The organism is Enterobacter cloacae complex sp. IR5441, from assembly GCF_049238215.1.
GTDB lineage: Bacteria > Pseudomonadota > Gammaproteobacteria > Enterobacterales > Enterobacteriaceae > Enterobacter > Enterobacter hormaechei_C.
In genome coordinates this window covers 1-11,682 of record NZ_JBMKIA010000057.1, presented here as the reverse complement: position 1 = coordinate 11,682, position 11,682 = coordinate 1, and the positions used below count along the sequence as shown (strand labels likewise).

13 protein-coding genes and 1 pseudogene are annotated in these 11,682 nt (G+C 45.3%); 5 read left to right on the top strand and 9 right to left on the bottom strand.

What is annotated here, in order from left to right:
* Window positions 1-291 precede the first annotated feature (291 nt).
* The 4 genes from ACOTX5_RS25330 to ACOTX5_RS25315 form a co-directional block, all read right to left on the bottom strand.
* Window positions 292-549, bottom strand: a complete 258-nt coding sequence (locus tag ACOTX5_RS25330; RefSeq protein WP_000637193.1) for a hypothetical protein — start codon at window positions 547-549, stop codon at window positions 292-294.
* Between the two features lie 73 nt (window positions 550-622).
* Window positions 623-937 carry a hypothetical protein gene (locus ACOTX5_RS25325; protein ID WP_001005009.1) on the bottom strand — a complete coding sequence of 105 codons (315 nt, stop codon included), beginning with the start codon at window positions 935-937 and terminating at the stop codon, window positions 623-625.
* Between the two features lie 47 nt (window positions 938-984).
* Window positions 985-1,881, bottom strand: a complete 897-nt coding sequence (locus tag ACOTX5_RS25320) for a hypothetical protein (protein ID WP_000975181.1) — start codon at window positions 1,879-1,881, stop codon at window positions 985-987.
* 2 nt (window positions 1,882-1,883) lie between these two features.
* Window positions 1,884-2,399, bottom strand: a complete 516-nt coding sequence (locus ACOTX5_RS25315) for a thermonuclease family protein (protein ID WP_000464825.1) — start codon at window positions 2,397-2,399, stop codon at window positions 1,884-1,886.
* Window positions 2,400-2,613: 214 nt separating this feature from the next.
* On the opposite strand from ACOTX5_RS25315, the gene ACOTX5_RS25310 reads away from it, so the two are divergent.
* From ACOTX5_RS25310 to ACOTX5_RS25295, 4 genes are read left to right on the top strand one after another with little or no spacing between them, the layout of a single operon-like run.
* Window positions 2,614-4,041: a DNA cytosine methyltransferase gene (locus ACOTX5_RS25310; protein WP_000833380.1), complete on the top strand. Its 1,428-nt coding sequence runs from the start codon at window positions 2,614-2,616 to the stop codon at window positions 4,039-4,041.
* A 60-nt stretch (window positions 4,042-4,101) separates the two neighbouring features.
* Complete coding sequence (locus ACOTX5_RS25305) at window positions 4,102-4,269, top strand: hypothetical protein (RefSeq protein WP_000220758.1); 168 nt, start codon at window positions 4,102-4,104, stop codon at window positions 4,267-4,269.
* A gap of 22 nt (window positions 4,270-4,291) precedes the next feature.
* A complete protein-coding gene (locus ACOTX5_RS25300; RefSeq protein ID WP_000078513.1) occupies window positions 4,292-5,611 on the top strand; it encodes a DUF1173 family protein in 1,320 nt (439 codons plus the stop codon).
* 12 nt (window positions 5,612-5,623) lie between these two features.
* The gene (locus ACOTX5_RS25295; RefSeq protein ID WP_000121164.1) at window positions 5,624-5,827 is read left to right on the top strand and encodes a hypothetical protein; all 204 of its coding nucleotides are present in this window, start codon (window positions 5,624-5,626) and stop codon (window positions 5,825-5,827) included.
* A 63-nt stretch (window positions 5,828-5,890) separates the two neighbouring features.
* On the opposite strand, the gene ACOTX5_RS25290 is transcribed toward ACOTX5_RS25295, so the two are convergent.
* From ACOTX5_RS25290 to rcnR, 3 genes are all read right to left on the bottom strand, one after another.
* Window positions 5,891-7,096 carry a hypothetical protein gene (locus ACOTX5_RS25290; protein ID WP_001371952.1) on the bottom strand — a complete coding sequence of 402 codons (1,206 nt, stop codon included), beginning with the start codon at window positions 7,094-7,096 and terminating at the stop codon, window positions 5,891-5,893.
* Window positions 7,093-7,911, bottom strand: coding sequence for a DUF4942 domain-containing protein (locus ACOTX5_RS25285; protein ID WP_000193207.1), 819 nt, complete (start codon window positions 7,909-7,911; stop codon window positions 7,093-7,095). The genes ACOTX5_RS25290 and ACOTX5_RS25285 overlap by 4 nt, the downstream gene beginning before the upstream one ends.
* Window positions 7,912-8,376: 465 nt before the next feature.
* Window positions 8,377-8,649, bottom strand: a complete 273-nt coding sequence (gene rcnR / locus ACOTX5_RS25280) for a Ni(II)/Co(II)-binding transcriptional repressor RcnR (RefSeq protein ID WP_000019951.1) — start codon at window positions 8,647-8,649, stop codon at window positions 8,377-8,379.
* Between the two features lie 122 nt (window positions 8,650-8,771).
* Between rcnR and ACOTX5_RS25275 the strand changes: the two genes are divergently transcribed.
* Window positions 8,772-9,887 carry a nickel/cobalt efflux protein RcnA gene (locus ACOTX5_RS25275; RefSeq protein WP_234101337.1) on the top strand — a complete coding sequence of 372 codons (1,116 nt, stop codon included), beginning with the start codon at window positions 8,772-8,774 and terminating at the stop codon, window positions 9,885-9,887.
* A 257-nt stretch (window positions 9,888-10,144) separates the two neighbouring features.
* Here the strand turns inward: ACOTX5_RS25275 and ACOTX5_RS25270 are convergent, their stop codons facing one another.
* Together ACOTX5_RS25270 and pcoS are read right to left on the bottom strand one after the other, a co-directional pair.
* Window positions 10,145-10,579 (bottom strand): hypothetical protein, encoded by a 435-nt coding sequence (locus ACOTX5_RS25270; RefSeq protein ID WP_000723070.1) that lies wholly within the window; start codon window positions 10,577-10,579, stop codon window positions 10,145-10,147.
* Window positions 10,580-10,796: 217 nt separating this feature from the next.
* Window positions 10,797-11,570: pseudogene (pcoS, locus tag ACOTX5_RS25265) on the bottom strand (copper resistance membrane spanning protein PcoS); the annotation flags it as partial.
* Window positions 11,571-11,682 lie beyond the last annotated feature (112 nt).

The window sequence follows — 11,682 nt, the reverse complement described above, 5'->3', positions numbered from 1 at the left end:
TCAGGCGAATGCTGTTTACGTGGTTTCTTACTTACGGTTGCTGATTTAGTCATGTGAGATACCTCTGTCTGGGAGTTTACTCACTTAGTCGCGTGTCCACTATTCGCGGGTAGGATCAGGGTACCATTGTGACGATTTTCAGGCGAGACTGATAAGCGGTACCCGTCTTCGTAAGGTGAAATGCTAAATGTGTATCCATCATCTGTCTTTGAGATCAGCGTTTTGCATGTCATATGACTGTTTGCTCACAAAGTTACTTTTCTAAGATATCGAAAAGTGTGGATTAGATCATCATTCAGATAGTCTTTTCATCACAAACTTTCCTGCCCACATTATCACAATTATAAAGGTAATAAAACCGATCTGCTCCCAACGTAAATTGGTTTGCTGTTCGGAATCATCCAAATGAATTGCATAAATGTAACATCCGAAGGTAAGCGTGAGTGGAACAACAAGCATCCCTACCTTTTTAGTAATATTTCCAATAAACCACCAATAAAGAACCCAGGAAATAATAGAAGAATAAAAAATTGCTTCTGAAACTATCATATGTAACCTCTTGAATTAGTCGATGCTGTGGGTAAATAAACCCGGACCGTCAAATGATGCAATTGCAAAATATTTAGTAACCATGAATCCTTCGGTTATCTATTTCAGCCATGTATGCAGTAGGCTTTTTTAAGAGATAGATTGGTGAAACGACATTCGTTTTGACTTTATAAGCCAGAATGAAAACACCTGCGGAGCTTGCCATAAGTACCGCAAGAAGAATAGATACCGTTAACTCCTTTGGTGTTTGTATCACCGAAAGAAGAAACAATGCGCTTATGGCTGCAAAAATCCAGCAATATAATGATGCATCCATAAAACCAGCTACAACACTCGATCCAAAAAAAAACCAAAATAAACTTATTAAGATTACTGAGTTTTCATTCATGTCTGTTCCTTGTTATTACTAATTATATTATGCTTTATAGTTGACCGTCAGACTACCCACGGGTTTTGACGAACAAAGTCACGCACTCCATTTATACATGCTTTTGAGATGACTTCAAAATAAGGATGGTTTGATGGAATCATATTCCCGGTATTATCAAGAAGCATAATAGTCCCTAAAGACCGAACCAGTTGATATTCATTGAGCTTACGCTTTAGCAAAGTTTGCAATCTATAAATTGTCTCACCGGAACTGTTACCTTCGATACCTACAACAGAGACCGTACAGTTCACTTCCTGATTATCAGATTGATAATCGAACCAGTAATTTTCGTTGCAATTTCCTTTTTGCGCATGCTCAATTTTGCCAGGCCATTTTACCCATAAAGAAGAGTTGTTTTTAGATCGTAAGATCTGCTTCAGCGTTTCCAATGGATTTTTTTCATCAACCTCAGACCAGGCCGAAATAAATTCTTTCTGCATTGCCTTAGGGTCTATAACGGCAATGAAATCAAATTCCTCTTTATTGATAGAGTTGGCTCGATCTTTGAGATAAAACAGACCGAGTTTATATCCCTTTTCACTTTTCCAGTTTGCTCCCACAGGCTGATAGTCTGTATTTATAAACGGTTTGAAAGTGTGAGTGTCGGGAGAAAAAATTACTGAGGGTGCCAGCACCCGGCCTCGGTATCGTATTGGATTTACAAATATTTTTTCCCCGTCACATAACATTTCAATAATTGCTTTTGTCACAACTACTGAAATAGAAGGTCTACATGTATTTTGATTTATTTCCCCGAGGTGCGCCAAACTTCCATCCTCACTCTTCAACACCTTTGTAAGGCAAGTCGGGCAATACTGTTGATCTCTATAATAAACAGGCATGGTTAGACGACCGGAATCGTTTAGTACCAACTGAAGTAACGGATGAGGCTCTTTCATCATGGTTATTTCTTCCCTTTCACCTTTCTGGGCTTTTCGTTTGCCTGTCTCCACTGCCATGGTGGGACAGGGTTGGTGTCTGCCCATAACCCTTTTGCCTCCTTTTGTGCTGCGGATTCATATTTGATATAGCCAGGGACAATGGCGTTATCTTCGAACCGATAAACCCACGCATATCCACTGTCCACCATAGAGGCATTGATATCATATCCATCTAACCAGATGGTACCTAACATACGGCCATAGATATCCGTACCATGGTCTATCACGGTAACGATTTTAGTTGCTATAGCTGTGGTTAAGGCCTGTTTTGCTTTTTGGCCAAAAGCCTGTTTAGATTCAGGAGCGTCTATACCATACATCCGTATTTTGATGGTTGTGTTTTGAGCATCCAACGCAGTTATGGTGTCACCGTCAACAATCTTAACCACCTTTGCCTCAAAAGTTGTTGAGTTCCCCCAGGACGCCACTGGGAATACAACAATCATGATGGGCAAAAGTAACTTTGTAAAAAAAAACATCATTTCACCTGAATTTGTTGAGTACAGACATGTATCCACAAGCCTATTTACAGGCAGTATTTTAACAAGTCATTATTTCATGGGCGGGCTTAAAACCAATCTTTTTGCAACTTAAAGGCAGAATAATCACAATAAATTTAGAACCTGAACCAAAAAATAATCCAAATTAAGCGTGTTAATCTATCTCAAAGATATTATTCCTGAGAGAGTTTGGATGAAACGTTACACTCATGATCTTGAGACAGACCTGAATGATGTGGATAAAACACCATCTCTGATCCACAAAACTTTGTTAACAGCTTCGACTATTTATGACCTGAAATATCTGGCTCAGGTATTAAATGATGAAAATGGCAGTAATTGGTCCCGTGCATCCCTTAAACGTCAGGTTACATGCATACCTGAGCATTGTGATCTGAGTATCGCAGATGGACGCTATCTACAGACTTTAATACCTTCACGACCTGCTGATTATGAGGACAGGCACTTTAGCTTTATCGATCTGTTTGCAGGGATAGGTGGACTGCGAAGCGGATTTGATGCCATCGGTGGTAAATGTCTTTTCACGAGCGAATGGAATACTTATTCCAGCCGTACTTACCGGGCGAACTGGTATTGCGATGAGAACGAGCACCGCTTCAATTCAGACATCCGTGACATCACTCTTAGCAACCGGCCCGAGGTTACTGATGACGAGGCATACAAATTTATCGATGCCTCTATCCCGGATCATGATGTTCTTCTTGCGGGATTTCCATGCCAGCCATTCAGCATCGCCGGTGTCAGTAAAAAGAACTCTATGGGTCGCAAACACGGTTTCGAGTGCGACACTCAGGGTACGCTCTTCTTTGATGTGGCCAGGATCATCCGGGCAAAACAACCTGCAATTTTTGTTCTGGAAAACGTAAAAAATCTGAAGAGTCACGATAAGGGTAATACCTTTAACATCATCATGAAAACGCTCGATGAGCTTGGCTACGACGTCGCAAACAGCGAAAGCACGGGCGCGGATGATCCTAAAGTCATCGATGGCCGTCATTTCCGACCCCAGCACCGTGAACGTATCGTCCTTATTGGTTTTCGCCGCGACCTACGTCTGAAAGACGGTTTTACTCTGAGAGACATTAAAGACTTTTATCCGGACAAGCGCCCTTCTCTCTCAGATTTACTGGATCCGAGCGTAGATAGTAAATACATCCTCTCCCCTAAACTCTGGGAGTACTTATACAACTATGCAAAGAAACATGCGGCAAAAGGCAATGGTTTTGGTTTTGGACTAGTAGATCCTTCCAATGTTAATAGTGTCACCAGAACCCTCTCAAGCCGCTATATGAAAGACGGATCTGAAATTCTTATTGATCGGGGCTGGTCTCATGAGCTGGGAGAAACTGATTTCCATAACACATACAACATGGACCGTCGGCCACGCATGCTAACGCCACGTGAATGCAGCAGGCTAATGGGCTTCGATAAACCCGGGGAAAGTGTTTTCCGTATCCCTGTGTCCAATACACAGGCTTACAGACAGTTTGGGAACTCCGTGGTCGTTGATGTCTTTGCGGCCGTCGCCAAACTGCTGAAGTCTCGAATTGAATTTGCAGCCTCCCAGCGCTTGCGGCAGTTTTACGACGAAGTCAGCTGACCTGAGCTCCTTCATCAATTTAAATGCTTAAGATTGTTGTAATAATGTCAGAGGTCAACCATGACGTATTTCGAATCAGCTGAAGGTGAGACGGTATCTAAAGAACGAGCATTACAAGAACTGTCCAGGCATTGCGTTCCCGAAACAGATTTCGAAGAATTCTTTAGCGACATGGGCGTAAAGGAACAGTATGACGCTCAGGAAGTGTTGCTTTGGTTGGGATATTAAACTTCCTGTTTAGGAGACTACTATGAGCCAAAAATTCGCAGTGATGATTGCTTACGACGACGATCCAAACGTCAAAAGGTACTCACCTGACTTTCAAACGCAGGATGAGTTTGCTAAAGGGTGGCAGTCGGCTCTTAAAAAGGCACACCACACCTCAGGTCAAAAATCAGTCATCACCTGCGGATGTCGTGGAAAAGGAGAAAAGCGACTTTATGTTCGTGCTTTACCGAACGGTGATGCCTTTATTCTCGTCAAAGCCGCTAACACGGGCATTGAGCATGATCCTTCCTGTGTATTCTTCTCCCTTGATGCCCGGCATACCGGCCTGAAAGGATATGCGAGTGGTGTGGTCCGGATTACAACCGAAGGTGATATGGCTGTAAGGCTCGGTATCGGTATGACAGAGAAAGATCCTCCTGAAAAATCAGAAGTGCCTCCCCTGCCCCATGTTCAGCGACCAGAAGGAGGTCAGGCCTCAATGACCCTCCTGGGCTTGCTTAGTCTTTTGTGGACAGAGTCTGGTCTGAATGTCTGGTACCCGAAAATGGCAGGGAAACGTAACGATTCACTGGTACGGTATCGTCTGCTTGAAACCGCTAAACAAATTCGTACCGGCAGAGCCTGCATAGGTGACCATTTATTCATTGGTGTACCTGACCCGAAACAACCTGTCGCTCAGTCGCAAATTCAGCGTCTTTCATCACAGGCGATGAGTGATAAACGTCTCATGCTCCTGTCAGTTTTACCTCGCTACGATGCTGAAAAGCATGAGAAGCCACTTAAATTTTTACCCCTGCGGAATTTTGGGGGGCTACCGCTGATTTTTTTCAATTCAGAAGGCCATTGGGATAGCGTAAAGAAACGATTTTCATCGGAGTACGCAGCATGGAAATCCGGGGCGAAAATAGTTGTCTTTGCGTTGACGTCACCAGCTGCGGTAACCGGCAGAGGCCCTTCTGTAAGAGCTCATCAAATTGTGCTGATGCACGTTAGCGAGAACTGGATACCTCTGGACTCCTCCTATGAGGCGGTTGTTGCAGAAAAGCTGGATGCAGAGCACCGGCAGTACGTTAAGCCCATGCGTTATGATGCGAGTATTAGTGAGGTGTTCCCTGACTTCTACCTGCTCGACACAAAAAGCGATAAGCCGTTCCCGATGGAAGTATTTGGTATGGCCACTCCTGCTTATCTGGCCCGAAAGCAACTCAAAAAAGATTATTACAACCGTGAATATGGGCCTTATGGATGGTGGCACTGGGATGCGACCACAGCATCTGAAACTATGGTGCTGCCTCATTTTCCAGAATCACGTAAACCTCTTTCAACTGGCACACCTGCTTAAAATGGAGAAAAAATGTCATACATGCTTTCACTAAGCGAACAGACAAAACTGAACGCTTTCCTGTCAGGGATCCTTGATGATTACAAGACTGGGGTTATCACTCAGATACAAGCTGTTGGTAAAATCGGTAACGTGTTTTCTGCACTGGAAAGTGGAGACTCAAAAAAGGTAGTGCATTTGTTGACTGAAGGACGAAAACTCCTGCGGACGGGCTGAATGTCCGCAGAAGGTCTACTGTGCCAGGGGATGCAGAGAAGTCTATCAACCTGGCTTCATTTATCATGATGTTTTTCTACTACGCGGCTGTTTTGACTTTCCAGTACCTCCCCCTGCCATTGCACCAGTCAATGTATCAATGGTGCCTTTCAGGGATTCTGAGATTGTTTTCTCTGCCTCCAGGGTAGCTTCCAGCTTCATTACTTTGGACTGGAGCGTTTTTAATTCACTGCTTTGTTCAGCCACTTCCGCTTCATAGCCCTGGCTGACCAAAGTTACTTTTTTCAGGTCGGCGCTCAGCGACTCGTTTAGTTTATGGAGTTCAGTAAGCTCGGCATTCACCGCCACCAGGTCACCCTCCTTCCCGGACAGTGCACTTTTCAGCTCAGCACAGAGGTTCTGTGCAGCAATCAATTCCTGTTCAAACCTGTCCCTCTCTGCCTTTGTATCTGACACAGTCTGACTTAACTGGTCGCATTGTCTGGAAAGACCGGCATTATCAGAACGCTGAGTGTTGATCTCTTCGTTCAGCTTTTTTTGATATTCAAGGTGACCAGCGATCTCTGTTTTACGTTCAGCCAGTTGCTGGGAGAGTGAGTCATTTGACTGCTGTGCGAGGCTTAATTCATGCCGTGTGCTATCTAACTGGTGATGGCAGGTTTCGAGTTCTGCTTCGGCAACATTCAGCCTTGTTTCTAACTCCTTGACGGTACTGTCCCGGATCTCTAATCGACCCTGTAGCGCCTGATTCTCAAGTTTCAGCTCATCCATATCGGTAGCGCTTTGCTCAAGCCGCTGTAAAAGCTGCGTTACCTCCTCCTCCAGCTGCATGCTACGTGCTTCAGCTTTTTTAACACTATCACTCTGTATTGCGGTATAGCTTCTACGGTAGTGCCAGGTGATGTACGAGATAATATCGCCGAGTGCAACCTTCACCTCATCGGGTATATCCAGGTAACGGGCCTCTTCAGGAACCTCTTTAACATACTTCTGGTACTCAGCGAACATCTCCTGTGACCTTGCAAACGAGCCGCCAACAGCGTTTCTGAGCCAGTGAACTTTGAAGCTCAGATCGATATTTTCCGGGTTAATTTTTTTCTCTTCGCACAGACGTTCGATTGCATTGAAGTAATCGATCATCGCAATAGATGAGTACCTTGAACGACCCATTTCCTTTGATTTTTCTGTGGATTCGCTGCGGATGTCATTCTGCACCTCTGGCGAGGTAGCATCGTTCAGGCTTTTTTCTTTATCGTTTTCGATCATCATTTTTTTCCTGCGGCCGGAAGCTGGTTTGCAAAATATATGCTGATAAGATCGTTCAGAGCATTCAGAAGCGAGATACTGTCGATACAAATATGAACGTTTCCATTCTCAAACAGGCGACACCGCCAGCCATTCTCATCGCAGACCTCGCCTGTGAAATCTGTATTTCTCATGGCCGTCAGCCTGTCGACCATACTCAGCCCACCGCCGGTTGCAGGTGTTGGAGTATCAGAACAGATGCATACAATATTCTCAAAGTCGCGTAAACAAAAGTGATTGTCCTGCGAGAAACCGTTGTACCTCAGTACGTTCACACCAGGAAAAATCCCCCGAAGAACAAGCTTTTTCGGCATTGTATATTGCCGTGCATTGCTTTTAAAACTTCGGTCAAGCTTGTTGAGAACATCAACGAAACCTTCTGCAAGCGTGTCTCGTCTGTTAGCCAGTGCATGCTGTAATGTTCCCTTAACAATCTCCAGGGAAGCGACGGGCGGATCCGTACGTAGGGATTCGTTAAAGGCTTCTTTTTGCTTATGGTTCCAGTACCGGTCCATACCTATTTCTTCAAAGAGCCTTTTCCACGTTTTACGGTCAATTTCCTTACGCCCCTCCTCGATGGTGCGATCCAGTGACGACGGAAGACCAAATGCGTTGGGCTGCATAATTCTGCTGGTGAAGAGAGAGAGACCGCACAGTTCCGACGCTTCCGAGATTAACCGCATCCCTTCTTCGAATTTCTGCATGGCCATATCCCGGGCGCTGATGAGCTGCCCTGTCCGGCTCGCCGGTACTGGCTCAGAACCCTGGTTTTGAGTCATTTTACACTCCATTTTGGTATGTCAGAACATTTTGATTTGAGCAAAGGTAGGTGTACACAGACATTAAAGTTGTCTCCTTTAACATGAAAAAGACTTTAAAGTTGTCTACTTCTTCAGATAGACCTACTTAACAGGATACTAAGTAGGTCATCTCCTTTCTCGCGTAGCATCTCTCGACGTTCACAGCAGAGGACACGTTTCAAAATGTCATCCAAAATTTTTTTCCATTATCTGACGTTGGGTGATTTTGATGGTCAGCGAGTAGAGGCTTTAACAATGTGGGTTGCCCTGAGCAAAGTAAGGGAAGTAGATGTACCAGAAATGTACGCGTTGCCTTGCATGAAGGGGGGCATCTTAAAGCTCATTGATTAAACAAACTCACTATGCCGCTACAAACAGCCCAAAACCGTCACTTGATAACGTGTTATTTAGATAAATTAATGCTCAGGGCTTTTAGCCAAACTGTCACTTGATGTAAGAATCCAGAACCTTCAGCACAACGTCCAGGTCTTCTTCTCGTTTCTGTTCTTCACTTTCATGAACAATATGTTCAGTCAAATGTCCTTTAATCACTTCACGCAATAAACCATTCACGGCACCACGTATGGCGGCTATTTGTTGCAGTACAGCGGCACATTCGTGAGGTTCATCAAGCATTTTTTTCAGCGCAGCAACCTGCCCCTGGATCTTGCTTGTACGTGCTTTCAGTTTTTGTTTATCGCGGATGGTATGTGACATGTGGGCTCTCACTCTCCTGGATATTTTATGTAACTATACCAGCGTTATTCTACTGGGGGGTAGTATATTTTACTGGGGGGGAGTAGAATCCGGCCTACACTTAATAACCAAGAATGATTCTCATGAACGAATTTACGACACTTCTTCAGCAAGGCAACGCATGGTTTTTCATCCCCAGCGCCATTCTGCTTGGCGCGCTTCATGGACTGGAGCCCGGGCACTCCAAAACAATGATGGCAGCATTCATCATTGCTATAAAAGGCACCGTACGTCAGGCCGTGATGCTGGGTGTCGCGGCAACATTGTCGCACACTGCAGTCGTATGGCTGATTGCTTTTGGAGGGATGTATATCAGTAATAAATTTACCGCAGAATCAGCCGAACCCTGGCTACAGATGGTCTCTTCAGTGATCATCCTTGGTACGGCTTTTTGGATGTTCTGGCGAACCTGGAGCGGTGAGAAAAACTGGCTGGAGGGAATGCAGGAGAATGAACATCATCACCATGACGAAACAAGGTTGATCGATACTGGCCATGGAAAAGTTGAACTGTCCATTTTTGAAGAAGGACAACTTCCCCACTGGCGGCTACGCACTCTTAGTGGCCAAAGATGGGCTTCTGAAGATATCTCATTAACCACACTTCGGGAAAACAGTACGATCTCTCAGACTTTTGAATTTGTTGATCATGGTGATTATCTGGAGTCAACATCTCCCATCCCTGAGCCTCACAATTTCAACGTACGTCTGTCTCTGGGACATCGTGGTCATGTCCATGACTATGATGTGGCGTTCGCTGAACACGACCATGACCATGACCACTCTGAGCTTGATGGGCTGGATGTGAATTCGAAAGAGTATCAGGACGCTCACGAACTGGCTCATGCCAATGACATAAAACGCCGCTTCGACGGGAAAGAAGTAACCAACGGGCAAATCCTGATATTTGGACTGACAGGAGGGCTTATCCCTTGCCCGGCAGCTATAACTGTATTGTTGATCTGCCTTCAGCTTAAAGCGCTTACGCTGGGTGCCACACTGGTTGTTTGTTTCAGTATCGGCCTGGCATTGACCCTCGTAACGGTTGGAGTGGGTGCGGCGATCAGCGTTCGTCAGGTCGCCAAACGCTGGAGTGGCTTCAATACCATCGCCAGAAGAGCCCCCTATATTTCAAGCGCCCTGATTGCTGCTGTTGGGATTTACATGGGTATACATGGCTGGAATGGGCTGGTGCATTAACACCGGTACTGATGACACACACTCTGGGTACTTACAAAGTACATCCTAAGCGCCACCGTTGAGGTTATGAGCAGAAAAACCCGGAATATAAAGCTGCTCTTTCCGGGACTTGTTGCTGAGGCAGGGATTAAGTAACTGATTAAATCCATTCCCATAAGACTCAATGATAAATGAAAGAATAAAAAAAACGCTCCCGGACGGGAGCGTAAGCCAGTGACTTCGGCGTCAAATGAGGGTCTAACAAGTGGAGCTGCGGGTTAATTCTGGGTGATCTGGCTGCGATGCTTTTCAGCCTGCTGCTGATGAATAACGGAAGACTGACCATTATTCGCCTTCTCGTGCACAACAGCGGCTTTTTCATGCTCGTTCATTTCTGAAAATGACGTTGCTGATTCGTTGGTGGCCCCTGGTTTGCCTTTCATCATTTTTTTATGCATCTCCGCCATGTCCTGGTGGGCAGAAGCGTTGCCGTTTTGCATCATTTCATGGGACATTGCAGCCTGATCGTGTCCGCTCATATCCATCATTGTCATACTGTCTCCCTGAACAGCGCTTTTTTCAGAGGTTGACTGCATCTGATGGGCGGGTGCCTGGGCATTATTTACCTGGTCATGCATGTTCATTGTCTCTGCAGCCATGGCGGATGAAGCGACAGCCATAATGGCAACAAATGATACAAGGATCTTTTTCATGGTTGGGTCTCCGGTGTTTTCATACCCAAACAATCAACGGCTTATAACAGAGAAAGCATTTGATCTCAGGGCGGGTTATTCATCACTCCAGGAACCAGGCGATTGCGTTATCACTCTGCTCCTGATTTATGTATGATTATAAAAAACCGCCTCTGTTTATCGCGTGACTGAATGATGACAATTTTGTCACCTTCCAGGTTTCTCCTGAAGAACGGGATTAATCCATTAACAGGCGCACACTGAACACAATTTCCCGCCCCTGCTGTTCTGCTGACAGCTCGCCGCCATGAGCATGAATGATCGACCTTGTAATTGATAATCCCAGCCCCGCGCCTTCCGTGTTGTGGACCCTTGATGAATCAGCTCGATAGAACCGATCAAACAAACGTTCCAGATTAGCGGGAACCTGGCCGGACATCGTATTCGTAATCATCACGTTCACACAGTCACTGTCACGCTCAAGGTGTATCGCTGTACAGGTGTTATCGGGAGAATACTTGATTGCATTGGAAAGCAGGTTACTGAAAGCACGTCGCAGCATATCGCTGTCTCCGGCAACAACGCCCTCTCCTTCAACGGTGATTGTCTTTCCTGTTTCGTCTGCCAGAGGCTCGAACAGCTCACGTAATTCATTCAGTTCGGCGGCCAGATCCACATCATGTTTATCCAGCTGCAGCAGACCATGCTCTGAACGTGCCAGAAAAAGCATATCACTGGTCATTCGTGACAACCTTTTCAGTTCTTCCAGGTAAGCGAATAAGATTTCGCGGTAATGCGAAACATCCCTTTCCTTAGCCAGTGCAAACTGCGTCTGCATCATCAGATTACTGACCGCTGTGCGCAGCTCATGCGCGATGTCAGACGAGAAATCTGACAGTTTCCGGAATGACCCCTCCAGGCGATCGAACATGTTATTGAACTCCTGCATGGTCTCAGAAATTTCCGGCGGAGCCAAATCGGGATTAAGACGCTGATCCAGGCTGTGTACTGATGAATCCCCTAATGATTTTGGTAAAAATCATTAAGTTAAGGTGGATACACATCTTGTCATATGATCAAATGGTTTCGCGAAAAATCAATAATCAGACAACAAGATGTGCGAA